This is a genomic window from Streptomyces sp. NPDC028910 (assembly GCF_055564955.1).
The window spans coordinates 1-22,699 of the sequence record NZ_JBVHVF010000006.1; the positions used below are offsets into that span (position 1 = coordinate 1).

Sequence of the window (22,699 nt, forward strand, 5' to 3'; positions counted from 1 at the left end):
CCCCCCCCCCCCCCCCCACCCCCCCCCCCCCCCCCCCCCCCCCCCCCCCCCCCCCCCCCCCCCCCCCCCCCCCCCCCCCCCCCCCCCCCCCCCCCGCAGGTCAGCCGGTCGCTTCCGCGGCGGTGAACGCCTAGGTGAACGCCTAGACGAAGCCGAGGGCGGACGCGCCGCCGAAGCCGCCCAGCAGGATGAACACCGGCATGAGGAGCTTGAGCTCCACCCAGCTGCCGGCCCGGAAGCGCATCACCTTCGGCGGGCCGATCGGGTACCAGCGCTTTCCGGCGATCGGGAGGGGCCACAGGACCGGGCAGCCGGAGACGGTCAGCGCGTCGCCGATGTCGTGGACCAGGGCCCCGAGCAGGATCGGCAGGCCGAGCCACAGGTACTCCTGGCCGGGTCCGGTGAAGAGCCAGTTCGCGCCGTTGCCGGGCTGGTCGAGCACCCCGGCCAGGATCCACGCGCTGGTCGCACCGAGCAGCCAGACCAGGACGTCGCTGGACATCCGGGCCGCCCGCCACAGCAGGCCTTCGACCGCGAGCACCAGGTGCACGAAGAGCAGCGTGAGCACGCCCCAGCGGTCGGCGGTCACGGCGAGCGCGGAGGCGCCGCCGCCGATCAGGACGGCCCAGAGCCAGGTGTGCGTCAGGGTGCGGTGGCCGCCGGTGCGGCGGGCGTCCTTCTTGGAGCGGGTGGCCTTGTAGACGGCGTAGGAGATCTTGTCGACCACCTCGCACAGGCCTCTGGAGAGCGGGCCGAAGGCGCGCGAGATCGTCGCCGATTTGTGGTCGAGGTCGGGGGCGAGGGCCGCCCCGGCACAGATCAGTGCGCCGACGACGAGGACCGGCCAGGGCATGGGGTGCCCGGCAGCCGCGGTCGCGGCGCCCACCCCCAGCCAGGCCGCTGCCCCGGACAGTGAGTGCGCCGGACCCATCATGGTCGTTCCCCGCCCCGGTGGTGTGCTCGGGCCCTGTTGACTGTTTCGTTCGGGCCGCATCGACGGCACAGCGTACCGTCGGTGATCTTCCTTCCGTCCGCCGGTTCCCTGATCCGGGCGGAAGCCAGGCAAGATGGGGGGTGTGACCCTCATTGATCAGCTCCCGCCGAACGCCGACCCCGACGCCCTCTTCGAGGCTTTCTCCTCGTGGGCGGAGGATCAGGGCATCACCCTGTACCCGGCTCAGGAGGAGGCGCTCATCGAGGTCGTCTCCGGGGCGAACGTGATCCTGTCCACCCCGACCGGCTCCGGCAAGAGCCTGGTCGCGGCCGGCGCGCACTTCACCGCGCTGTCTCAGGACAAGGTCACCTTCTACACCGCCCCGATCAAGGCGCTGGTGTCGGAGAAGTTCTTCGACCTGTGCAAGCTCTTCGGCACCGAGAACGTCGGCATGCTGACCGGCGACGCTTCCGTGAACGCGGACGCTCCGGTGATCTGCTGCACCGCCGAGGTGCTGGCCTCCATCGCCCTGCGCGACGGCAAGTACGCCGACATCGGCCAGGTCGTGATGGACGAGTTCCACTTCTATGCCGAGCCGGACCGCGGCTGGGCCTGGCAGATCCCGTTGCTGGAGCTGCCGCAGGCGCAGTTCATCCTGATGTCGGCGACCCTCGGCGACATGAAGCGGTTCGAGGAGGACCTGACCCGGCGCACCGGCCGGCCCACCTCGGTGGTCCGCTCCGCGACCCGCCCCGTCCCGCTGTCGTACGAGTACGTCACCACGCCGATCACCGACACGATCACCGAGCTGCTGGAGACCCGGCAGGCTCCCGTCTACATCGTGCACTTCACCCAGGCCCAGGCGGTCGAGCGCGCACAGTCGCTCATGAGCATCAACATGTGCACCCGCGAGGAGAAGGACAAGATCGCCGAGCTCATCGGCAACTTCCGCTTCACCACGAAGTTCGGCCAGAACCTCTCCCGCTACGTCCGGCACGGCATCGGCGTGCACCACGCCGGCATGCTGCCCAAGTACCGGCGCCTGGTGGAGAAGCTCGCCCAGGCCGGTCTGCTGAAGGTCATCTGCGGCACGGACACCCTGGGCGTCGGCGTCAACGTCCCGATCCGCACGGTGCTGTTCACCGCGCTCACCAAGTACGACGGCAACCGGGTCCGCACGCTGCGCGCCCGCGAGTTCCACCAGATCGCCGGCCGCGCCGGCCGGGCGGGCTTCGACACGGCGGGCTACGTGGTCGCGCAGGCGCCCGAGCACGTCATCGAGAACGAGAAGGCGCTCGCGAAGGCGGGCGACGACCCGAAGAAGCGCCGCAAGGTGGTGCGCAAGAAGGCCCCCGAGGGCTTCGTCGCCTGGTCGGACACCACCTTCGAGAAGCTCATCGCCGCCGACCCGGAAGCGCTGACCTCGCGCTTCAAGGTCACCAACATCATGCTGCTGTCGGTCATCGCCCGGCCGGGCGACGCCTTCCAGGCGATGCGCCACCTCCTCGAGGACAACCACGAGCCCCGCAAGGCCCAGCTGCGGCACATCCGCCGGGCCATCGCGATCTACCGCTCGCTGCTGGACGGCGGTGTGGTCGAGAAGCTCGACACCCCGGACGCCGAGGGCCGCACCATCCGGCTCACCGTCGACCTCCAGCAGGACTTCGCGCTCAACCAGCCGCTGTCCACCTTCGCGCTGGCCTCCTTCGACCTGCTGGACCCGGAGTCCCCCTCCTACGCGCTGGACATGGTGTCCGTCGTGGAGTCCACGCTGGACGACCCGCGCCAGATCCTGGCCGCCCAGCAGAACAAGGAACGCGGCATCGCGGTCGGCCAGATGAAGGCCGACGGGATCGAGTACGAGGAGCGGATGGAGCGGCTCCAGGACGTCACCTATCCCAAGCCGCTCGAAGAGCTGCTCTTCCACGCCTACGACGTGTACGCCAAGAGCCACCCGTGGGTGCGCGACCACCCGGTCTCCCCGAAGTCGATCATCCGCGACATGTACGAACGCGCGATGACCTTCACCGAATTCACCTCCTTCTACGAACTGGCCCGCACCGAGGGCATCGTCCTGCGCTACCTGGCGAGCGCCTTCAAGGCGCTGGACCACACCATCCCCGACGACCTCAAGTCCGAGGACCTCGAGGACCTGATCGCCTGGCTCGGCGAACTGGTCCGCCAGGTCGACTCCAGCCTGCTGGACGAGTGGGAGCAGCTGGCGAACCCGGAGGTGGAGACGGCCGAACAGGCTCAGGAGAAGGCCGACCAGGTCAAGCCGGTCACCGCCAACGCGCGCGCCTTCCGCGTCCTGGTCCGCAACGCCATGTTCCGCCGGGTCGAACTGGCCGCCCTCGACCACGTCAACGTGCTGGGCGAGCTGGACGCCGAGTCCGGCTGGGACGCCGACGCCTGGGGCGAGGCCATGGACGGGTACTGGGACGAGTACGACGACCTGAGCACCGGCCCCGACGCGCGCGGCCCGAAGCTGCTGCAGATCGAGGAAGACCCCGCGCACGGGCTCTGGCGCGTCCGCCAGACCTTCGCCGACCCCAACGGGGACCATGGCTGGGGCATCAGCGCCGAGGTCGACCTCGCGGCCTCCGACGAGGAGGGCCGGGCGGTCATCCGGCTCACCTCGGTCGGCGAGCTCAGCGCCCTCTGACCCGCTCCGGCAACCCGCCGGCCCGCCCGGACCCGACCGTGGAGATCCTCTGATGACGAACCCCGCCGAGAGACTGGTCGATCTGCTCGATCTGGAGCAGATCGAGGTCAACATCTTTCGCGGCGCCAGCCCGCATGAGTCCCTCCAGCGCGTCTTCGGCGGCCAGGTGGCCGGCCAGGCACTGGTGGCCGCGGGCCGCACCGTCGAGAGCGACCGCCCGGTCCACTCGCTGCACGCGTACTTCCTGCGCCCCGGCATCCCCGGGGTGCCGATCGTGTACCAGGTGGAACGGGTGCGCGACGGGCGGTCCTTCACCACGCGCCGGGTCACCGCGGTCCAACAGGGCAAGACGATCTTCAATCTCACCGCCTCCTTCCATCATCCGGAGGAGGGCAGCATCGAACACCAGCTGCCTCCTCACCACGTTCCCCACCCGGACACGCTCCCCAAGGTCGCGGACGAGATCCGCGAGCACCTGGGGGCGCTGCCGGAGGCGCTGGAGCGGATGGCCCGCCGCCAGCCCTTCGACATCCGGTACGTGAACCGGCTCCGCTGGACGCCCGAGGAGCTCAAGGGCGCCGATCCCCGCAGCGCGGTGTGGATGCGCGCGGTCGGCCCGCTGGGCGACGACCCGCTCGTGCACACCTGCGCCCTCACCTACGCCAGCGACATGACCCTCCTCGATGCCGTGCGCATCCCCGTGGAACCGCTGTGGGGCATGCGCGGTTTCGACATGGCCTCGCTGGACCACGCCATGTGGTTCCACCGGCCCTTCCGGGCGGACGAGTGGTTCCTGTACGACCAGGAGTCGCCCATCGCGCACGGCGGGCGGGGCCTGGCCCGGGGCCGTATCTACGACCTGGAGGGCAGGCTGCTGGTGTCCGTGGTCCAGGAGGGCCTCTTCCGCCCGTATCCCGCCGAGCGGCCCCGCCCGGCCCAGCAGTCCCAGCAGTCCGAGCCCGCCCCGAAGAACTGAGCACGCGCATGTCCATCTCCGCCCTCCCCTGCCCCTGCGGGCTGCCCGCCGCCTACCCGGAGTGCTGCGGCCGCTTCCACTCCGGTGCTCAGCAGGCACCCACCGCCGAGCGCCTGATGCGCTCCCGGTTCAGCGCCTTCGCCGTCGGCGACACCGCCTACCTGCTGCGCTCCTGGCACTCCTCGACCCGTCCGGCCCAGCTCGACCTGGATCCTGGGCAGCGGTGGGAACGGCTGGAGATCCTCGCCACCGAGCGCGGCGGGATGTTCGAGACGGAGGGCTCGGTGGAGTTCCGGGCCCACTACCGGGAGGGGCGGCACGCCGGCTCACTGCACGAGCACAGCAGCTTCTCCCGCGAGGCCGGGGCCTGGGTCTACGTCGGCCCCCTGTCCCCCGTCGACTTCGACTGACCCCGCGCCCCCGTCAGGGCGAAGTCCAGGCTGGTGCGGTACCAGTGGATCTCCCCCGGCGGCCCGGCCTTCAGCAGCCGCTCCGCCACCGCCGCGGCCGCCGGGACCTGCGGATGCCCGTACGGCGGGGGTGGAGCGAGCGCGGCCAGGACGATCCGTTCCGCCGGGTCGGGCACAGCTTCCCGCAGCTCGCCCTCCGGGAGTACGGAGGCCAGTACGGCGGCGCGCTGCCAGGGGTCGGCGGTCCGTCTCAGCAGCAGCCCGACGTGCCGCCCCCGCCACTTGCGCGGGCGCAGATCCGCCTTGGCCGCCATCAGCTCCCGGTCCGCCGGGGGCGCGATCCCGCGCAGCATCCCCGACTCCCGCGCGGCGAAGCCCCGTAGCTCCGCGGCCAGGTAGAGCCACACCACGGCCCGGTACCGGTTGATCCGGTAGCCGACCGGGATGACGTGCCCGCAGCGCGCGAGCCGGGTGAACCGGCTCGGGCCGATCCCCAGCACCCCGGCCGCCGCCCCCGCCCCGGCCACCGTCTCGACCCGCTCGCGCAGCGCGTCCGGCCGGCCGGCGGCCGACCTGACCCGATCCAGCTCGGCTCGCGCGTACCGCGCGGCCCCGCCGATCGTCGGCGGCCCGGCTCGCACGATCCCCAGCTGGACGGCCCTGGCGAACTCGCTCCGGCTCAGCCCCAGTTCCCCGGCGGCCCGCGCACTGCCCACCAGCATGTCCACGTCGCGGGCGGCATCGAGAGCGCCGGCCCCACCGCTGTCGGCGCGCACGGGACCCACGGCGCCCACACTCACGCCGCCCACGGGCATATTCACGGCCACGTCCACGTCGTCCCGCAGCACGGTCCCCATCTGCATCATCACGGTCCTCCCCCACGAGCTTTGATTACTCTGTGTGAAGACCGTAACTCAGCGCCACAACACCCCGCGAGGCCTGTGGATAACTCTCCGAAGAGGGCCCGCCCTGCCGGAATCAACCCCCGGTGATGCGCCGCTCCGCGACCCCAAGATGCTCGCCCACGCGGTTGACCAGCAGCGTCATCTCGTACGCGACCTGGCCGATGTCGGCCTCGGAGGCGCTCAGCACGCACAGGCAGCTGCCCGCCCCCGCCGCCATGACGAAGAGCACCCCCTCGTCGTATTCGACCATCGTCTGGCGGACTTCGCCGGCCCTGAAGTGCCGTCCCGACCCCTTCGCCAGGCTCTGCAGACCGGCCGCGACGGCCGCCAGGTGCTCCGCGTCCTCCCGCGCCAGCCCCGCACTCGCCCCCGTGACCAGGCCGTCATTGGACAGCACGACCGCGTGCCGCACCTGCTGGACCCTGCGCGTCAGGTCGTCCAGCAGCCAGTCCAGTTGCTTGTCCAGTGCCATTCCCAGCCCCTCCCCGTTGACACGGCCGACGCGGCCGCGCCCCACCCCGCGTACTCGTCCCGCAAGCCTTCCCCACCAGCGCCTTTCCGGCAAGGAGGACGTCCCCATGGCGAAGAAGATGACTCAAGAGGCATGGCGGTTCTGCGACGCGGACGACGACCGGACCGAACGACCCTCGAAGCCGGGCCGGTTCACACGGAATCGGCCTGCGGCTCCACCGAGTCCAGGAGCCGGGCGGTGTGTACCCGCCCGGCGTACTCGACCAGCCTGATCAGCACTTCCTTCCCCGAGTCCTTGTCCCGCGCGTCACACAGCACCACCGGCGTCCCCTGGTCCAGGTCCAGTGCCCGCGACACGTCGTGCGCCCCGTACCGCCGCGCGTCCGTGAAGCAGTTGACGGCCACCACGAACGGAATGCGCCGGTGCTCGAAGTAGTCCACCGCCGGGAAGCAGTCCTCCAGCCGCCGCGTGTCGGCCAGCACCACCGCCCCGAGCGCGCCCTGCGACAGCTCGTCCCACAGGAACCAGAACCGGTCCTGTCCCGGGGTGCCGAACAGGTACAAGGACAGCCCGGACCGGATGGTGATCCGGCCGAAGTCCATGGCCACGGTCGTGGTCCTCTTCTGGTCCACGCCACCGGTGTCGTCGACCAGTTCGCCCGCCTCGCTCAGCAACTCCTCGGTCCGCAGGGGCCGGATCTCGCTCACCGCGCCCACGAGCGTGGTCTTGCCGACCCCGAAACCGCCCGCCACCAGGATCTTCAGCGCGAGCGCGGCCAGTTCGGTGTCCTCCCCGGGACCGGTACCGGGACCGAGATCCCCGTCCTGGGCAGGTCCGGCAGGTCCGGCAGGTCCGTTGTCATGCTGTCCCATCAAAGCGCTCGCAATCCCTCGATGACTTCACGCAGAATCCGCTCGTCCGGCAGTTGCGCGGGCGGTACCGGTCGGCTGACCTTGACGTGCCCGCCCTCCAACAGGTCCCCGAGGAGCACGCGCACCACCCCCACGGGCAGGTCTGCGTCGGCGGCGAGTTCCGCCACCGACTGGGTCTGCGACCGGCAGAGCCCGAGCAGTGCCCGGTGTTCGGGGCCGAGCAGCGACTCGGCCGCCTCGTCCGTGACCTCCGGGTCCACCGCGACCAGCGCGATCAGGTCGAAGCGGACCCCGTGGGGTCCTGGCTTCGTACGCCCGCCGGTCATGGCGTACGGACGGACGAGCGGGCCCGCGTCGGCGTCGTACCACTGGCCGTTCATGTGCCGGACCGCCGCCCTCAGCCCGCGGCCGGCGGGCGTGCGGCGAACCGGGGCGGGGTGTAGAGGTGCTCGCCGACCCGCTTCACCAGCCGGGCCATCTCGTAGGCGATCAGCCCGATATCGGCGCTGGCAGCGCTGAGCACCGCGAGGCAGGAGCCGTCTCCGGCGGCCGCGACGAAGAGGAAGCCCTCGTCCATCTCGACCATCGTCTGGCGCACGCCCCCGGAGTGGAAGTGCCGGCCCGCGCCCTTCGCCAGACTGTGGAAGCCGGAGGCCACCGCCGCCAGATGTTCGGCGTCCTCCCGTCCCAGCCCGCTGGAGGCGCCCACCGCCAGCCCGTCGTTGGACAGGACCACGGCGTGCCGGACCTCGCGGACCCGGAGCACCAGGTCGTCGAGCAGCCAGTCCAGTTCGCCGGACCTGCGGATGCCGTCGAGGTCGATCCTCTGGTGTTCGATCATCACACTTCTCCTTCGCTGCCTGCGTGAGGGGAGTTGTCCTGGGCGCCGCGGACCCAGCCGGCCCGGTAGGCCTCCATCCGGTCCCGGGCCTGCTCCGGGCTGCGGCCCGGCGGGTCCTCCGGGGGCCGCGCACCGGCCGGGGCCTTCGGGGCGGGGGCCTCCCGAAGCTGCGGGACGAGGCTGGCCTGGCGCACTCGGCGCGGCAGCTCCCGCACCGAGGCAGCGGGGCCCGTGGCCGCCTGGGTACGGGCGACCGCGCCGCCGGGAGCGCGCGGTCGCAGCGACGCCACGGGGGCCGGGCGCGGCTCCTCGGGTACGGGGGTCCGCTCCGGGGCCGGGATGCCACGCGCGTCCTCCCGTACCGGCGAGGCGTGCCCGTCCTCCCGTACGACGGCCATGGCGGGCGGCCGCTCCGCCCTCGCGAACGCCTTCGGCGCCGGCGGCGGGGGCTCCGGGGCGGGCGTCGGATCGGCCGTCGGATCGGCCGTCGGACCGGGGTCGTGGGTGCCGGCCGTGATGGCACCCTGGAGCACGGAGTTCGGCAGGAGCACCACCGCGGTGGTGCCGCCGTAGGGCGACGTGCGCAGGTGCACCCTCACCCCGTGGCGGGACGCGAGGCGGCTGACCACGAAGAGCCCGAGCCGGTCGCTGTCGAAGAGGTCGAGCGCCTCGGACTGCTCGATCCGCCGGTTGGCGTCGCTCAGGGATTCGCGGCCCATGCCGAGTCCGCGGTCCTCGATCTCGAGGACGTAGCCGGCACCGACGGGTTCGCCGCTGACCCGGACCTTCGTGTGCGGCGGCGAGAACTGGGCGGCGTTCTCGATGAGTTCGGCGAGCAGATGGGTGAGGTCGGCCACGGCGCCCCCGACCACGGCGGCCTCGGCGAGCTGGCGGACCTCGACGCGCGGGTAGTCCTCGATCTCGGAGACGGCGGCCCGTACGACGTTCGTGAGGGGGACCGGCATGCGCCAGGCCCGGCCCGGGGCGGCGCCCGAAAGGATGATCAGGCTTTCCGCGTGCCGGCGCATCCGGGTGGTCAGGTGGTCGAGGCGGAAGAGGTCGCCGAGCTCGTTCGGGTCGTCGGCGCGCCGCTCCATCGAGTCGAGCAGGGTGAGCTGCTTGTGCACCAGGACCTGGCTGCGGCGGGCGAGGTTGACGAAGACCCCGGAGATCCCGCTGGCGAGTTCCGCCCGCTCGACGGCGGCGCTGAGGGCGGCCCGGTGGACGGTTCCGAGCGCCTCGCCGACCTGGGTGATCTCGTCGTCCGCCGGCGGCCCGGGCGGGGTCTCGGCGGTGACGTCGATGTCCTCGCCGGCGCGCAGCCGTTCCATGGCCTGCGGGAGCTTGCGGTGGGCGATCTCCAGGGCGGTGTTGCGCAGCGAGACGAGTTCCACGACCAGGGCGCGGCCGATCCGGACGGAGATGACCAGCGAGGCGGCCACGGCCGCCAGGCCCAGCAGTACGGCAGCGCCTGCCGGGCCGAGCGCCCCCTCGGAGAGCGGGTCGGACCGGTCGGCGGCCGCGGCGTGCGCGGCCTCCTCGATCTCCCGCATGGAGGTGCCGATGCCGTGGTGGGCGGCCTCCCATCCGGCGGGCGCCCCGCGGCTCTCCTTCGCCGTGCCGGCGGCCAGCGCCCGGTCCTCGGCGCCGGTGAGGTCGGCGTAGGCGGCGCTCTTGGCGACGGCCTGCCAGGCGGCCTGCTGGGCGGCGGGGAGGTCGCCGGCCGCGGCGTCGGTGAGCGCGCGGCGGGCCTCGATGGTGCCGGTCAGCTGCCGAAGCGTTTCGGCGCTGCGCGGGCCCGGTACGGCGAGCAGCGCGTCCTCCCGGGACAGGAGCTCCCCGGCTCGGGCGAATTCGAGCAGGACCCGGGCGCCGGGCCCGAGTTCGGCGTCCTCGCCGCCGGTCAGGGCGCCGCCGACGGCGAGGGCGGAGTCGACCACGCGGGTGTAGATGGCGTAGGCCGCCTCGGGGGTGGCGCGGCGGTCGGTGATGTCCTTGCGGGCCGAGGCCAGCGCTTCGGCGGCGGCGACGAACGCGCCGAGCCGGACCACGATGTCGGAGCGGTAGTCGCCGGAGTCGGCGACGGTGTGGCGGTCGCCGAGCCGCAGCCGCCGGACGGCGGTGTCGGTGCGGCGGGCCTGCTGGTCCAGGGCGGCCGCGTCGGCGGCGGGGTCGGCCAGGAGGCGGACGGCTGCGCGCCGTTCGGCCTGGAGTTCGGTGACGGCGGCGGCGACGGGGGTGCGTATCTCGGCGTCGACCTGCTGGACCCGGCTGAGCCGGGCCATGTCCTGGGCGGTGTTGACCGTGGCGAAGGCCCAGAGGGCGAGGAGCGAGACGACCGGGACCATCAGCAGCGAGACGATCTTCGCGCGGACGGTGGCGGGGCGCAGCCGCGGTCCGCTCGCGCGCGGGGCGGCCGGGAGGGGCGGGTGGGTGTGCGGGGCGGCCGGTTCCTCGGCCGGCGGCCCGGCGTGGGCCCGGCGGCCGCGTGCCGGGGGCGCGGGCAGCCGCGGCGCCGCTGCTTCCGGTTTTCTGCGGGGTGTTCGCATGGGCTCCTCGTTCCGGGGCGGTGCGTACGGGTGCGGTGGTGCGGGTGCGGTGGTGCGGGTGCGGTGCCTACGGGTGCGGTGGTGTGGGTGGGCGGTCGTGTGGTGGACGGTGCCTGCGGCTGCCGGTGGTGCAGGGCGACAGCCGTGCGGGGCGACGGTCCTGCGGTGCGAGATCGCTGCGGTGCCCGGTCGTCGAATGCGCGGTTGTGGGAGTGCGCGGTCGTGCAGGACACGGCCCTGGCCCGCACGCTCGTGCGGTGCCGCGGGATCACCCGCTCAGTGCGCCGTCACGGCGTGCTCCCCCAGGTTCTGGACGGAATCGGAGGCGGCCCGCTCGTCGGCCGTCGGGGAGAGCGCGACGAAGGCGGCGGTGATGAAGAGGTAGGAGCCCAGCCCGACGGCGAGCGGGAAGATGAACTGCATGGCCGTGGCGCCGGGCAGGGCCGCGTCCGAGGGGCTGACGCTGACGGCGACGGCCGTCATCCCGGTGTAGTGCATGCTGCTGACCGCGGCGCCCATGACGAGCGAGGCGACGGCGACCGCCACCGGTGACTTGATGTTGAGCGCGGCCCACAGGGCGGCCGTGGCCGCGACCACGGCGATGGCTACGGACAGTCCGACGGTGAGCGGCTCGTAGGAGACGTCACCGTGCAGGCGCAGGGCCGCCATGCCCAGGTAGTGCATGCTCGCGACGCCGAGTCCGGTGGTGAGTCCGCCCAGTACGAGCGACCGGCCGCGGTCCTTGCCGTAGCCGACGGCGAAGACTCCGGCGCCGACGACCAGCATGGCGACGAGCAGGCTGAGGAGGGTGAGCGGCACGTTGTAGTGGATCTCGGTGCCGGTGACCTCGAAGCCGAGCATCGCGACGAAGTGCATCGTCCAGATGCCCGTGCCGATGGCGGAGGCGGCGGTGAGGAGCCAGTTGCGGCGGGCGGTCCCGGTGGCGGCGAGCGCGCGGACGGTGCAGCGCAGCCCGAGGGCGGCGCCGATCGATGCCATCACATATGACAGCGCGGGTGTCAGCCACCCGTAGGCGGCGTGGTCCAGATGTCCCAGGTGTCCCATGGCCACCGGACGCTAGTCCGGGTGAGGGCGCGAACAGGGGGCGCATTTCGAAAGCAGCTGGAACTGCTGGAATATGACAGAGCTACGTTCATCTCCGATCACACCACGTGCCACCTTGCACACCGTCCGCAGGGACACGGGCGTGCGCCGGTGGGGGATCATGGGCGCATGAGCGAAGACCACACACACGTGCAGGAGTTCTTCGGAGCGCGCGCCGCCGACTGGGACCGCAAGTTCCCGGAGGACGCGCCCGCGTTCGCCACCGCCGTGGCCGAGTTCGGCCTGCGGCCCGGGGACCGCGTGCTGGACGCGGGCTGCGGCACCGGGCGGGCCCTGACCGCGCTGCGGGCGGCCGTCGGGCCCACGGGGATCGTGCTCGGCGCGGATCTCACCCCGCAGATGCTGGCCGCCGCGCAGCGGGCCGGGCGGACCGCCGCGGGCGCCCTGATGCTCGCCGACGTGGCCCGGCTGCCGCTGCGCGACGAGGCGCTGGACGCGGTGTTCGCCGCCGGGCTCATCGCCCACCTGCCCGACCCCGCGGCGAACCTGCGCGAGCTCGCCCGCGTGGTCCGCCCCGGCGGCCGGCTCGCGCTCTTCCACCCGATCGGGCGAGCGGCCCTCGCCGCGCGCCACGGCCGGGAGCTGACCCCCGAGGACATGCGGGCCGAGCACAACCTAGGCCCGCTGCTGGCCGGTTCGGGCTGGCACGTGACCTCGTACGCCGACGAGGACCACCGGTTCCTGGTGCTGGCCGTACGTCATCCGTGACATACACCTGTACGTCGGCCCCGCGCCCGGGATCCGCGGACGCGCCCGGGATCACGCGGGAGGCTGTGCCTCGGCTCCGGCGGGCCGGCGGGGATGCGGAACGGGGCAGCCGCCCGAGCCCGGCACCGGGAACGTGCCGAGCTCGCCCACGTCGTAGCCCCCGGGGTAGCTCTTGATCTCCGGGTTCTGGCGGGCGTAGTGCGGCGCCCGGCGCGGGGGCAGCAGCCGCACCGCGCGCCCGCGCAGCCGCAGGGCGCCCCGGACCAGCCGCCGCACCTGAGGGCGCGGGGCCCCGTACCGGAAGGCGTCGAGCAGCGGCTCGTCGAGGAGGGCGAGGCTCGCGCCGCGCACGGCGGGGGCGAGTGGCGTCGGGTACCAGGAGGCCATCAGGTCGAGGGTGGAGTCGGCGACCTCGCGGGCCCCCTCGTCCCACCCGAAGTGGGCTTCCTCGTAGGCGTCGAGGGTGGCTTCGAACTCCTCGTAGGAGCCCGGAATGTCCGTGATGCCCATGTGGCGGCCGAGGGTGGCGTAGTAGTTCGCGCACGCCCGGCGCTCGTGGTGGGTCAGCGGGCGCCAGCCGTAGGCGTCCAGCCAGCGCGCCGGGATCACCACGAAGGTGCACAGCACGTAGCGCATGTCCTCGTTGGAGATGTCGTAGCTGCGGTGCATCTGGTTGACGCGCCGGATCGCGGTGCGCGCGGTGTCGCTCTCGAAGCCGTGCTCGACGACGGCGTCGAGGAGCAGCGCCGTGTCGTCGTAGCGCTTCTGCGTCCGCTCGGTGAACTCGGCGGTCTCGGCCAGCAGGCCACCGATGCTCGGGACGGCATATGTCCGGAACAGGGCGAGTTCCAGGGCGCGGGTGAAGTCCCAGGGGAACTCGTAGGTGGCGGTGAGCCGGTAGATGGCGAGGAAGTCCTTGTCGGGGTCGAGACGGAGGATTTCCCTCAGCCGGTCGTAACGCTGCACCGGGTGTCCCTTTCTGTGGCGGGCTCCCAACTCTACGTGTACGCAGCGACCTTGGAAATCGTGGCCCTCAAGCCCTCGACGGGTGGGTTACCCGCTGGTTAAGGTGCGCCGACGAGAGAGCTACCAGGAGGCCAGGTGTCCGACGACGAGGGTGGCGGCTCGCTGTACGTGCTGACCGCCGTGCTGCTGACCCCCGCGCAGTTCCCCAGCGTCCTGGGCGACGACTTCCCCGAGGCCTGTTCCCTGCTGGGTGTGGCGCCGAACGGGGACGGGTACGGGCTGGTGCTCGGCCAGGACGAGGAGGGCGCGCGCTGGACGGTCGTCGTGGACGACGTCTCGCTCGTGGCCACGGCCATCGCGTCCTGGGACTGCGGGATGGAGTACGACCTGTCCCCCGACGAGCGGACGATCGTGGTCTCGCTGGCGGGCTGGCCGCTGGAGTTGTCGGTGGCCGCCCCGGGCATCCCGCAGCCGCACGATCCCGAGCAGGGCGCGGACGGCACGGGGCGGGTGCCGCTGGCGCCGCCCTCGGCGGAGGCGTGGGGTGCGGTGCAGCGGCGGATGGGCGCGGACCAGATCGCGCGGGAGTGGACCGACTGGCGCGAGCGCGTGGCCACGGACGGCGGGGCGGCGGCCGCCGCGCATCCCGGGCTCGCGCGGGCGCTGGAGGAGGCCCTGGGATACACGCGGACCCCGCCGCCGCCTGGCCGCGTACGGTCCTCCTTCGCGGGCGAGGGTGCCCGGACTCTGCGGGTGGACGGGCCGGGCTGGTCCCTGGTGGCCCGTACCGGCGAGGCCGCGTTCGTCCTGCTGGACGAGGAGCCGAGTGAGGTCCTTGCGGTCCCCCAGGAAGGGGACCCCGACCTGCCGCAGCTGCTGGAGGCGCTGGAGCGCGTCGCGGTCCGCCCCGCGTGAGCGGAGCCACGCGTGCACCGGCCACGCGTGCACGGGTGTTACCGGCACCGACCCCTTAATCGAAAAGAATCGGACAAGGGGGCTGAAAATCGCTCTGGATCCACTTCCTCCGGAATGATCGAATCGGCCAGTCACGCGGCTCAAAGGGTGCGCACGCCGCCCCTTCGGCCCATTCCACGACGGAGGCCACTCTTGAATTCCATGTCGTACCTGGACCTGCACCGGGAAGTCTCGCAGGACATCGATGCGGAGATCGAAACCGCCCTCGAGCGGCTCGGCCCACTGGCGGCCACCACCAGGAGCTCAGTGGCCAAGCTCTTGGAGCACCGCAAACTGAGACATCCCCTCTCGGTTCTGCCGCTGCTCGCGCACGCCATAGAGACCGGAAATCCCAGGCCGGCCGTTCCACTGTCCGCAGTGCACCTGCTGTGGTGGACCTCGGCCTGCTACCTCGACGACCTGGCCGACGCCGATGGCGCATCCATCTCCGGTGAACTCAGCGAGAACGAAGCGCTGCTCGCGTCCGTCATCACCGGAAACGCGCTCCCCCTTCAGATCATTCTGTCGCAGGAGCTGCCGGAGCCGTCCCGCAGCGCACTGATAACCGAGGTCCTGAACGGCTGGATCATAGGCGTCGACGGCCAGATAGACGACATGCGCGGGGACATCGGCGGCGCCTCGCGGAAATCGGTGATCGAGACGTATCGCGGGAAGTCCGGAGCACCCTTCGGAATGATCACGGCAATGGCCGCGATATTCTCGGGCACGACCGCCGAGAGGGTGGAGCTGTGGCGTGAATTCGGGTACGTCTTCGGCATCCTGTGGCAGATTTTCAACGACCAGGAAGACATCCTGTCCGGTCGCGACGAGGACCTGCTCAACGGCACGGTGACGTATCTCCTCGCCTCCGTCCTCGAAGACGCCTCTCCCCGTTCCAGGGATCACATCCTGAGCCTGTGCGCCGCCGCGGGACGCTCGTATCCGGCCAGAGCCGAGCTCGCGAGCCTCCTCCGGACGCCCACCGCCCTGGACCGGTACCGAGCGGAGATCGACGGCTTCCGCGCGGAGGCGTACCGCATCCTGGACGAACTGGGTGGCGACCAGACCTACTTGCCCGTACTCCGGCACCTCGTGGACCACGCGTCTCAGATGCTGCTCGAAACGGACCTCGACCCGGTCGCCGCGAGCGGCGCCGCCTGACCCGGCCGCCCGGGCGGGCCACCCCCAAGACGCCCGCCCCGCGGCCACGCCTGCCGGGCTCCACGCCGGATCCGGAGCCCGGCCAGCCCACCGGACGGCTATGACCCTGCCGCCGTCAGCGGCCGATCTGCTTCCTGGATATACCCCGCAGACGACGACGCTGGGAGGAGTCCAGCAGGAGGTAGGCCGCAGCCGGCACACCGATCAGGACCAGCAGCCCCGCCCAGAACCCCACCGTCCAGAACAACACGATGGCTGCCACGACTCCGGCAACCGCGACCTTTCCGCTCGTGGACATCTGCGGACACCTCCTTCTGTCGTCGACCACTACCCACCTCAACGTGCCGCCGCGACCGCGCGTTCCCCGGCACGCGAACGGTCTTCGACGTGACCCGGGTCACGCTCCGGCGCCGCCCCCGGGCCTCTTGGGTGGGGTAATCTCGGCCGCCCCGGTACCCGGTAGTCAAGTTTGAGGAATGCGTGCTCTCCGAGATCTCCGGCCTCATCCACCACTCCGCCGTCTTCCTTCCCGCCGATCCGGCCCGCGGCGGCCGGATCGCCCTCTGGCAGGCGGACGGCGAGATCCCGTGCACCCGCAGCAGCGGCACCGACCGAACCGACGGAACCGGCAGAACCGGCGGAACCGACCAAACTGGCGGAACCGGCGGAACCGGCGGAACCGGCACCTTCGAGGAACTCACCGTCATCACCCCCGACCTTCGACGGGCCACCGTGAGCGCGCTCGTACTGTCCGTGGACGAGGCCCTGCCCCTGCTCACCCGCGCACGGGCCGCCGCCGACGGGACCGGCACCTCCGCCACCGCCTTCTGGGGCGCCGCCGCGCTGCTGGCCCTACGATTCGCCGCACGCGGGCAGTTGCTGCCGGGGCTGAGCCCCGCCGGCCACGACGCCTGGCGGATCGGACCACTGGAGACCGCCGACCTCGACGAGGTTCGGGAACTGGCCGCCGCCATGCCGCCCGGCGCCCACTGCGTACCGCTGGACACGGACGGGCCGCCCCGGCTGCCCGCCCCGGAGCCGCTGCTGCGCGCCTTCCTCGACGCCGTCGCCGACACCCTGCCCCGCTCCCCCGCCGCGCCCGCGGCCGCCGGCGGCCCCGCCTTCGCGGGCCGCCCGCCCCGGCTCCACCCCGAGCTGCGCGACTGGGCCGCCGAAGTGGCCGCCGGTCACGACGCCGGAGTGCGGATCTCCCTGCGGATCGAGCTCGCCCGGGCCCTCGGCCAGGCCCCCGACCAGCTCCTCGACCAGGCCCCCGAAGCCCCTCCCTCCTTCCGGGCCGTCCTCCAGATGCACGGCCTGGCCGACGCCGCCCTGGTCGCCGACGCCGCCGACGTCTGGGCCGGTTCCGGAGCCGCCGCGGCCGCCTTCCCGCCCGGCGCCCGGATGGACGCCCTGCGCGCCCTGCGCCGCGCCGCCCGGCTCTGGCCCCCGCTCGCCCCGCTGCTGGGCGCGGCCGTCCCGGACTCCGTCGAACTCGCCGACGAGGACGTCACCGAGCTGCTCGGCGAAGCCGCCGCGGCCCTGGCCGCCGAGGGGGTGCAGGTGCACTGGCCGCGCGGGCTCGTCCGCGGCCTGAGCGCCCGCGCAGTCGTGGCTTCGGCGGACACCACCGGAACCGGCCTCCCCTCCGGCCTGCTCTCCCCCGGCGCCCTGCTCTCCTTCAGCTGGCGCCACGCCCTCGGCGACCAGGGCGATCTCACCCGCGCCGAGCTGGACCGGCTCGCCGAGGCCAAGCGTCCCTTGGTCCGGCTGCGCGACCAGTGGGTCCTGATCGACCCGGCCGAAGCCCGCCGGGCCCGCGCCCGCCGGGACCGTGAGGTCGCGGCCTCGGACGCGCTGGCCGCCGTACTCACCGGGTCGGCGGAGATCGACGGCGAGCGGATCGCCGTAGCGGCCACCGGTCCGATGGAGCGGTTGCGGGCGCGGCTCACCGCCGACCCGCAGGAGACCGACGAGATCTGCGCACCACCGGAGCTGCGGGCCACCCTGCGCGACTACCAGCTGCGCGGCCTGCGCTGGCTGGCCCGGATGACCTCACTCGGCCTCGGCGCCTGCCTCGCCGACGACATGGGCCTCGGCAAGACCGTCACCCTGATCGCGCTCCACCTGCACCGCAACCGCCCGGGCGCGGATCCCGCCACCGCCGGGCCCACGCTGGTGGTGTGCCCGGCTTCGCTGCTGGGCAACTGGCAGCGGGAGATCGAGAGGTTCGCACCGGGCACGCCCGTACGCCGCTTCCACGGTCCCGGCCGCAGCCTCGCGGACCTCACGGCCCCCACGGACCTCACGGACCTCACGGACCTCACGGCCCGCGGCGGGGGCTTCGTCCTCACCACGTACGGCACGATGCGCCTGGACGCGCCCGAACTCGCCGTCCCACGCTGGGGCATGGTCGTGGCCGACGAGGCCCAGCACGTCAAGAACCCGCGTTCCTCCACCGCCAAAGCCCTGCGCACCATCCCGGCCCCGGCCCGGGTGGCCCTGACCGGCACTCCCGTCGAGAACGACCTCTCCGAGCTGTGGGCCGTCCTCGACTGGACCACCCCCGGACTCCTCGGCCGCCTCGGCACCTTCCGCTCCCACTACGCCGAGCCGGTCGAAAGCGGCCGCGATCCGCAGGCGGCGGCCCGACTGGGTGCGCTCGTGCGGCCGTTCCTGCTGCGCCGCAAGAAGTCGGACCCCGGCATCGCGCCCGAGCTGCCGCCCAAGACGGAGACCGATCACACCGTCGCGCTCAGCCGCGAACAGACCGCGCTCTACGAGGCCGTCGTACGCGAGACCCTCGCCGCGATCTCGGAGGCGGACGGGATGGAGCGGCGCGCTCTGGTGGTCAAGCTGCTGACCTCCCTCAAACAGATCTGCAACCACCCCGCCCACTACCTGCGGGAGCACCACCCGAGCGAACACGGCGCCAGTGAGACCGGCGGCGCACGCTCCGGCAAGCTGGAGCTCCTCGACGAACTCCTCGACACCATCCTCGCCGAGGACGGCTCGGTCCTCGTCTTCACCCAGTACGTGGCGATGGCGAGGATCCTGGAGAGGCACCTCGCCGGGCGCGGGATCGCCTCGCAGTTGCTGCACGGCGGGACGCCGGTGCCGCGCCGCGAGGAGCTCGTCGACCGCTTCCAGGCGGGCGAGGTCCCGGTCTTCCTGCTGTCCCTGAAGGCGGCGGGCACGGGGCTGAACCTCACCCGGGCCGGCCATGTCGTCCACTTCGACCGCTGGTGGAACCCGGCCGTCGAGCAACAGGCCACCGACCGCGCCTACCGGATCGGCCAGACCCAGCCCGTGCAGGTCCACCGGATCATCGCCGAAGGCACCGTCGAGGACCGGATCGCGCGGCTCCTGGAGCGCAAACAAGCCCTGGCCGACGCCGTTCTCGCGGGCGGCGGCGAGGGTGCGCTGACCGAACTCACCGATGGCGAACTGGCCGAACTCGTGGCGCTTCGCCCGACGACCCCCGGGGAGTGACGGATGAGCACCCGAGACCCGCACCCGCACCCGCACGAGAAGACCTTCCCGGCGCTGCCGCCCGCCCCCGGACGCGGTTTCGCCCGCACCTGGTGGGGTCACAGCTGGCTGCGCGCCCTGGAGGACAGCGCGCTCGACGGGGAGCAGCTCAAGCAAGGCCGCCGGTACGCGCGCTCGGGCGCCGTCGGCGCGGTCTCGGTGCGTCCCGGCGGGCTCACCGCGGTCGTGCGCGACCGGGACGGGACGGCGCACCGGACGGACGTGCTGGTACAGGAGTTCACGGAAGCGGAATGGGACAGGCTGTTGACTCTGGCGGCCTCGGAGTCGGGGTACATCGCGGCGCTGCTGGACCGGGAGGTGCCGCCGGAGCTGGCCGAGGACGCGGCGGCCGCCGGGGTGGAGCTGCTGCCGGGCATCGGGGACCTCGATCCGCGATGCGACTGCGGCGAGTGGGACCACTGCCCGCACACGGCCGCGCTCTGCTACCAGGTGGCCCGGCTGCTGGACCACGACCCCTTCGTGCTACTGCTCCTGCGCGGCCGGGGCGAACGGCAGCTGGTGGACCAGCTGGAGGAGCGGAGCACGGCGGAAGCGGAAGCCCCGCAGGGGCCCGCCGACCCGGGCGTCCCGGCGGCGGAGGCGTACGGGGGGCGGGGCGCCCTGCCGCCGCTGCCCCCGCTGCCGTCGCTGCCGGACACGCCGGGGCAGCCGCCGACGCTGGACACCGAGGGCGAAGCGGAACCGGAACTCGACGTGAGCGCAGTGGAGTTCCTGGCCCAGGCGGCGGCGTCCGAGGCGTACCGGCTGCTGGCGGAGGCGGTGGCTCCCGGCCACGCCGACCGCGTACCGGCGGCCCCCCTCACGGCTGCCGAAGACGCCGTACGACTCACGGCCGAGGCGGATGACTTGCGGGTCCGGTCCCGCTTGGCGGCGGCTACCGGACGCAGCCGGGCCGATATGGAACTGGCCGTACTCGCCTGGGGCTTCGGTGCGGCCCCGGGCCTGGCATCGCTGGAGCACGACTGGACGCCGGACCGGACGACGCTGGCCCGCGCCCGGGCGGCACTGGCCGCGGCCTGGGCGGACGAGGAGGCTCCGGTGCTCCGCCGGGTCCGCGCCCGCTGGACGGAGGCGGGCTCCGGCCGCCAGCTCCGGCTCGGCCGGGAGGGACGCTGGTGGCCGTACCGCCGCGAGGCGGGCCGCTGGATCCCGGCGGGCCCGTCGGCCCCGGACCCGGCCTCGGCCCTGGCGACGGATCCCCCCTGACGCGCGTCGACGCGGACTGGCCGACGTACCGCCTGCCGGGTCAGGTGCCGGGACGACGATCGGGGCACTGCGCTCGGGGTACGCGGCAGCACGGCACCGGCTCCGAGTACCGCGACACCACGTAGCACGGCAGCACGACGGCACGACGGCACGGGAGGGTGACATGGGCGATCCGTCGGGCGGGGCCGATCCAGCCGTCCGCACGCGCTAACTGCGGCGTGCCCATGCCGCGTTCACACGGGACCGGGCGGATCCCGGCCCCGTTTCGTGCGGTCATCGCGAGGTCCTGACGGCGGTGCGCGCAAGTGAGTCAGCCAGCCATGGTGGGTAGGTCGCTGTTCGACTCCGGCAGGAGCGTCTGAACGACCGCGATGAGTTCGCGGCTCGGCCTCAAGCCGAGCTCGCGGCGCAGCATCGTGCGGCACAGCTCGAACTGGCGCAGTGCCTCGGCCCGGTTGCCCAGCCGCGCGTGCGCCTCGATCACGATCAGGTAGGCCGCCTCCCGAAGGGAATCCGCCGCGATCACGGCGCACGCGGCCTCGATCGCCCGGTAGTACTCACCCGCCGCGAGCAGGGACTCCGCCATCCGTTCCAGGCCGCCAAGGCAGAGCAGGCGCAGCCGCTCGCGCTCGACGAGCACCCACTCGTCGTCCCAGCCGGGCAGCAGGTTTCCGCCCATCACGGCGGGATCGACCGGAGGGCGACCGACGAACTGATCGTGTGCCGCCGCGGCGGCCACTCGGGTGTCGAGGCGGTGCGGGCGCAGTGCCACGCCGGTGCGCCCCGCACGCACCAGCGCCTGCTCCACCCCGCAGTTCGCGCGCCAGATCGCCGAACGCAGACAGGCCGCCGCACGTTCCTCGCTGCGGTCCTGCCACAGCGCTCCGGCGAGCTGTGACCGGGTGAGCGCGCTGCCGCGCAGCGCCAGGTAGGCGATGAGCCGGGCGGCCGCGGGGGCGACATCGTGAGCGCGTCCCTCGACTTCGAGTGCGAAGCCGTCGAGCAGGCGCACGCTCATGTACGCCTCGGGGCGGGTGTCAAACAGCGTCATGCGAGGACGATCGGCCGGGCGGCGTCTCTCCACCGTCACCGCCGCGTCAACGGCACACGGTCGGTTTCCGTCAGCTTTCCTCGCTCACGGACGCCGGCCGCCGACGTTACGAGCGCTGCGTCCCCGCATCGGCCTGGCACCGTCACCGGCTTCGCGACGGCCGGGTGACGCAAGGGTGACGATCCGGTGATGGTGTCCGGTCACGATGTCCGGCGTGATCAGGGAGGTGTCCGAGCTGCTCGTCGACGTGGTCAATCGGGCCAGGCCGGCCGACGCGCCGTGGGCCGAGCTGACTTCGCTGTCCGCGGCCGATCCCGACCCGGTGAGCTCCAAGTTGGCGGTCGCGCTGTACGCCGTCGAAGAGCACCCGCACCTGCGCAACCGGCCGTTGGTCCGCTCCCCGAACGGGCACGTGCGCCCTCCGCTGGCGCTGCGCCTGCACTACCTGATGACGTTCATCGGCGCCCACGGCGAGGCGCAGACGCGGCTCGCCCTCGTCGCGGCCGCTTTTCACACCCTGCCGGTCATCGGCGGTGCCGATCTGCCGCCCGACCTCGCCGGGAAGGTCCAGTCGGTCACCGTCCGGCTGGTCAGCCCGAGCAACGACGAGCGCAATCAGATCTGGGGGGTGCTCGGCCGGCCCGGCCGGCTCGCGCTGTACTACGAGGTCGACGTGGCACCGGTCGACCTGCTGGTGAAGGACGGCCCGGGCTCGGTGGTCACGCACCGGATCGACTACGTGGACGCGTCATGAGCGGACTCGGCGGTCGGCAGGTCGGGAGCACCACGGTGCGGCTCGCACACACCGTACGGGTGCTGCACGCGGTCACCGGCGAGCCGGTCGCACCCCTGACGGCGCGGCTGGACGCCCCGCGGCCCGGCTGGTCGGTGCGTACCCGGGGGCACGAGGTGGCGGTCAGCGTCCGTGACGGGGCACCGGCGCGGACGGGCACGCCGGTGCTGAGCATCACCGTGGCCGACCGGGAGCTCGCGGCCGCCCTGGCCACCCCGGCAGTGGACGTCGCGCTCACCGGGGCCGAGCGGGAGCTGCGGCTCACTCCGGTGCCGATGACGCTGTGCGTCGAGCTGACCGCGTCGGACGATCACGCCGCGACCGGGCGGGTGCTGATCGCACGTGCGACGTCAGGGCCGAGTCCGCGGCCGACCGTCGACCTGGACGAGACCGAACCCGGGGTCTACGTCTCGGAGCCGGTCGTGTGGACCGCTGCGTTCCAGCCGTTGGAGCTGTTCGTCGACGAGCACCCGCTCCACCGGATCACGCTCGACGTCACGCGTGGGTCGACCCGTGTCCGGCTCGTCGCCACTGCCTGAACCGTTCATCGAAGGAGCCC

General features: G+C 72.9%; 21 protein-coding genes. 10 read left to right on the forward strand and 11 right to left on the reverse strand.

Annotated elements, in window-relative coordinates; genetic code table 11:
* Nucleotides 1-142: 142 nt before the first annotated feature.
* Nucleotides 143-934: a metal-dependent hydrolase gene (locus tag ACZ4TV_RS10575; protein ID WP_468132879.1), complete on the reverse strand. Its 792-nt coding sequence runs from the start codon at nucleotides 932-934 to the stop codon at nucleotides 143-145.
* A 142-nt stretch (nucleotides 935-1,076) separates the two neighbouring features.
* On the opposite strand from ACZ4TV_RS10575, the gene ACZ4TV_RS10580 reads away from it, so the two are divergent.
* Genes ACZ4TV_RS10580 through ACZ4TV_RS10590 form a run of 3 tightly spaced genes read left to right on the forward strand, consistent with a single transcriptional unit; the run spans nucleotide 1,077 to nucleotide 4,985 of the window.
* Nucleotides 1,077-3,599 carry a DEAD/DEAH box helicase gene (locus ACZ4TV_RS10580; RefSeq protein WP_468132881.1) on the forward strand — a complete coding sequence of 841 codons (2,523 nt, stop codon included), beginning with the start codon at nucleotides 1,077-1,079 and terminating at the stop codon, nucleotides 3,597-3,599.
* A 52-nt stretch (nucleotides 3,600-3,651) separates the two neighbouring features.
* Nucleotides 3,652-4,575, forward strand: coding sequence for an acyl-CoA thioesterase (locus ACZ4TV_RS10585; protein ID WP_468132883.1), 924 nt, complete (start codon nucleotides 3,652-3,654; stop codon nucleotides 4,573-4,575).
* An 8-nt stretch (nucleotides 4,576-4,583) separates the two neighbouring features.
* A complete protein-coding gene (locus tag ACZ4TV_RS10590; protein ID WP_468132885.1) occupies nucleotides 4,584-4,985 on the forward strand; it encodes a YchJ family protein in 402 nt (133 codons plus the stop codon).
* On the opposite strand, the gene ACZ4TV_RS10595 is transcribed toward ACZ4TV_RS10590, so the two are convergent.
* The 7 genes from ACZ4TV_RS10595 to ACZ4TV_RS10625 form a co-directional block, all read right to left on the reverse strand.
* Nucleotides 4,949-5,851, reverse strand: a complete 903-nt coding sequence (locus tag ACZ4TV_RS10595) for a DUF6397 family protein (RefSeq protein WP_468132887.1) — start codon at nucleotides 5,849-5,851, stop codon at nucleotides 4,949-4,951. The genes ACZ4TV_RS10590 and ACZ4TV_RS10595 overlap by 37 nt on opposite strands.
* A gap of 112 nt (nucleotides 5,852-5,963) precedes the next feature.
* Nucleotides 5,964-6,362, reverse strand: coding sequence for a roadblock/LC7 domain-containing protein (locus tag ACZ4TV_RS10600; protein ID WP_328924404.1), 399 nt, complete (start codon nucleotides 6,360-6,362; stop codon nucleotides 5,964-5,966).
* 191 nt (nucleotides 6,363-6,553) lie between these two features.
* Complete coding sequence (locus ACZ4TV_RS10605) at nucleotides 6,554-7,234, reverse strand: GTP-binding protein (RefSeq protein ID WP_468132889.1); 681 nt, start codon at nucleotides 7,232-7,234, stop codon at nucleotides 6,554-6,556.
* Nucleotides 7,234-7,614 (reverse strand): DUF742 domain-containing protein, encoded by a 381-nt coding sequence (locus ACZ4TV_RS10610; protein ID WP_468132891.1) that lies wholly within the window; start codon nucleotides 7,612-7,614, stop codon nucleotides 7,234-7,236. Before ACZ4TV_RS10610 ends, ACZ4TV_RS10605 begins: the two co-directional genes overlap by 1 nt.
* 17 nt (nucleotides 7,615-7,631) lie before the next feature.
* Nucleotides 7,632-8,075, reverse strand: coding sequence for a roadblock/LC7 domain-containing protein (locus ACZ4TV_RS10615; RefSeq protein WP_468132893.1), 444 nt, complete (start codon nucleotides 8,073-8,075; stop codon nucleotides 7,632-7,634).
* Entirely contained in the window at nucleotides 8,075-10,624 is a 2,550-nt protein-coding gene (locus ACZ4TV_RS10620; protein WP_468132895.1) for a sensor histidine kinase, read from the reverse strand. Before ACZ4TV_RS10620 ends, ACZ4TV_RS10615 begins: the two co-directional genes overlap by 1 nt.
* A gap of 276 nt (nucleotides 10,625-10,900) precedes the next feature.
* A complete protein-coding gene (locus tag ACZ4TV_RS10625; protein WP_468133293.1) occupies nucleotides 10,901-11,680 on the reverse strand; it encodes an MHYT domain-containing protein in 780 nt (259 codons plus the stop codon).
* A 177-nt stretch (nucleotides 11,681-11,857) separates the two neighbouring features.
* On the opposite strand from ACZ4TV_RS10625, the gene ACZ4TV_RS10630 reads away from it, so the two are divergent.
* A complete protein-coding gene (locus ACZ4TV_RS10630) occupies nucleotides 11,858-12,457 on the forward strand; it encodes a class I SAM-dependent methyltransferase (RefSeq protein WP_468132897.1) in 600 nt (199 codons plus the stop codon).
* 51 nt (nucleotides 12,458-12,508) lie between these two features.
* On the opposite strand, the gene ACZ4TV_RS10635 is transcribed toward ACZ4TV_RS10630, so the two are convergent.
* Nucleotides 12,509-13,423: an oxygenase MpaB family protein gene (locus tag ACZ4TV_RS10635; protein WP_468132899.1), complete on the reverse strand. Its 915-nt coding sequence runs from the start codon at nucleotides 13,421-13,423 to the stop codon at nucleotides 12,509-12,511.
* A gap of 135 nt (nucleotides 13,424-13,558) precedes the next feature.
* On the opposite strand from ACZ4TV_RS10635, the gene ACZ4TV_RS10640 reads away from it, so the two are divergent.
* Together ACZ4TV_RS10640 and ACZ4TV_RS10645 are read left to right on the forward strand one after the other, a co-directional pair.
* Nucleotides 13,559-14,338: a hypothetical protein gene (locus ACZ4TV_RS10640; protein ID WP_468132901.1), complete on the forward strand. Its 780-nt coding sequence runs from the start codon at nucleotides 13,559-13,561 to the stop codon at nucleotides 14,336-14,338.
* A gap of 201 nt (nucleotides 14,339-14,539) precedes the next feature.
* Nucleotides 14,540-15,538, forward strand: coding sequence for a polyprenyl synthetase family protein (locus ACZ4TV_RS10645; RefSeq protein ID WP_468132903.1), 999 nt, complete (start codon nucleotides 14,540-14,542; stop codon nucleotides 15,536-15,538).
* A gap of 115 nt (nucleotides 15,539-15,653) precedes the next feature.
* On the opposite strand, the gene ACZ4TV_RS10650 is transcribed toward ACZ4TV_RS10645, so the two are convergent.
* Complete coding sequence (locus ACZ4TV_RS10650) at nucleotides 15,654-15,836, reverse strand: hypothetical protein (protein WP_266938332.1); 183 nt, start codon at nucleotides 15,834-15,836, stop codon at nucleotides 15,654-15,656.
* Between the two features lie 182 nt (nucleotides 15,837-16,018).
* On the opposite strand from ACZ4TV_RS10650, the gene ACZ4TV_RS10655 reads away from it, so the two are divergent.
* Nucleotides 16,019-19,030, forward strand: coding sequence for a DEAD/DEAH box helicase (locus ACZ4TV_RS10655; RefSeq protein ID WP_468132905.1), 3,012 nt, complete (start codon nucleotides 16,019-16,021; stop codon nucleotides 19,028-19,030).
* A gap of 3 nt (nucleotides 19,031-19,033) precedes the next feature.
* Entirely contained in the window at nucleotides 19,034-20,296 is a 1,263-nt protein-coding gene (locus ACZ4TV_RS10660; protein WP_468132907.1) for an SWIM zinc finger family protein, read from the forward strand.
* A gap of 310 nt (nucleotides 20,297-20,606) precedes the next feature.
* Here the strand turns inward: ACZ4TV_RS10660 and ACZ4TV_RS10665 are convergent, their stop codons facing one another.
* Nucleotides 20,607-21,347, reverse strand: a complete 741-nt coding sequence (locus tag ACZ4TV_RS10665) for an AfsR/SARP family transcriptional regulator (protein WP_468132909.1) — start codon at nucleotides 21,345-21,347, stop codon at nucleotides 20,607-20,609.
* A 214-nt stretch (nucleotides 21,348-21,561) separates the two neighbouring features.
* Between ACZ4TV_RS10665 and ACZ4TV_RS10670 the strand changes: the two genes are divergently transcribed.
* Nucleotides 21,562-22,101 (forward strand): Pvc16 family protein, encoded by a 540-nt coding sequence (locus ACZ4TV_RS10670; RefSeq protein ID WP_468132911.1) that lies wholly within the window; start codon nucleotides 21,562-21,564, stop codon nucleotides 22,099-22,101.
* Complete coding sequence (locus ACZ4TV_RS10675) at nucleotides 22,098-22,679, forward strand: hypothetical protein (RefSeq protein WP_468132913.1); 582 nt, start codon at nucleotides 22,098-22,100, stop codon at nucleotides 22,677-22,679. Before ACZ4TV_RS10670 ends, ACZ4TV_RS10675 begins: the two co-directional genes overlap by 4 nt.
* Nucleotides 22,680-22,699 lie beyond the last annotated feature (20 nt).

Bases quoted from the DNA above. Each gene is read 5' to 3' on its own strand.
- ACZ4TV_RS10575 (WP_468132879.1), bottom strand. From the start codon at position 934: ATGATGGGTCCGGCGCACTCACTGTCCGGGGCAGCGGCCTGGCTGGGG.
- ACZ4TV_RS10585 (WP_468132883.1), top strand. From the start codon at position 3,652: ATGACGAACCCCGCCGAGAGACTGGTCGATCTGCTCGATCTGGAGCAG.
- ACZ4TV_RS10590 (WP_468132885.1), top strand. From the start codon at position 4,584: ATGTCCATCTCCGCCCTCCCCTGCCCCTGCGGGCTGCCCGCCGCCTAC.
- ACZ4TV_RS10595 (WP_468132887.1), bottom strand. From the start codon at position 5,851: ATGATGCAGATGGGGACCGTGCTGCGGGACGACGTGGACGTGGCCGTG.
- ACZ4TV_RS10600 (WP_328924404.1), bottom strand. From the start codon at position 6,362: ATGGCACTGGACAAGCAACTGGACTGGCTGCTGGACGACCTGACGCGC.
- ACZ4TV_RS10605 (WP_468132889.1), bottom strand. From the start codon at position 7,234: ATGGGACAGCATGACAACGGACCTGCCGGACCTGCCGGACCTGCCCAG.
- ACZ4TV_RS10610 (WP_468132891.1), bottom strand. From the start codon at position 7,614: ATGAACGGCCAGTGGTACGACGCCGACGCGGGCCCGCTCGTCCGTCCG.
- ACZ4TV_RS10615 (WP_468132893.1), bottom strand. From the start codon at position 8,075: ATGATCGAACACCAGAGGATCGACCTCGACGGCATCCGCAGGTCCGGC.
- ACZ4TV_RS10620 (WP_468132895.1), bottom strand. From the start codon at position 10,624: ATGCGAACACCCCGCAGAAAACCGGAAGCAGCGGCGCCGCGGCTGCCC.
- ACZ4TV_RS10630 (WP_468132897.1), top strand. From the start codon at position 11,858: ATGAGCGAAGACCACACACACGTGCAGGAGTTCTTCGGAGCGCGCGCC.
- ACZ4TV_RS10645 (WP_468132903.1), top strand. From the start codon at position 14,540: ATGTCGTACCTGGACCTGCACCGGGAAGTCTCGCAGGACATCGATGCG.
- ACZ4TV_RS10650 (WP_266938332.1), bottom strand. From the start codon at position 15,836: ATGTCCACGAGCGGAAAGGTCGCGGTTGCCGGAGTCGTGGCAGCCATC.
- ACZ4TV_RS10660 (WP_468132907.1), top strand. From the start codon at position 19,034: ATGAGCACCCGAGACCCGCACCCGCACCCGCACGAGAAGACCTTCCCG.
- ACZ4TV_RS10665 (WP_468132909.1), bottom strand. From the start codon at position 21,347: ATGACGCTGTTTGACACCCGCCCCGAGGCGTACATGAGCGTGCGCCTG.
- ACZ4TV_RS10675 (WP_468132913.1), top strand. From the start codon at position 22,098: ATGAGCGGACTCGGCGGTCGGCAGGTCGGGAGCACCACGGTGCGGCTC.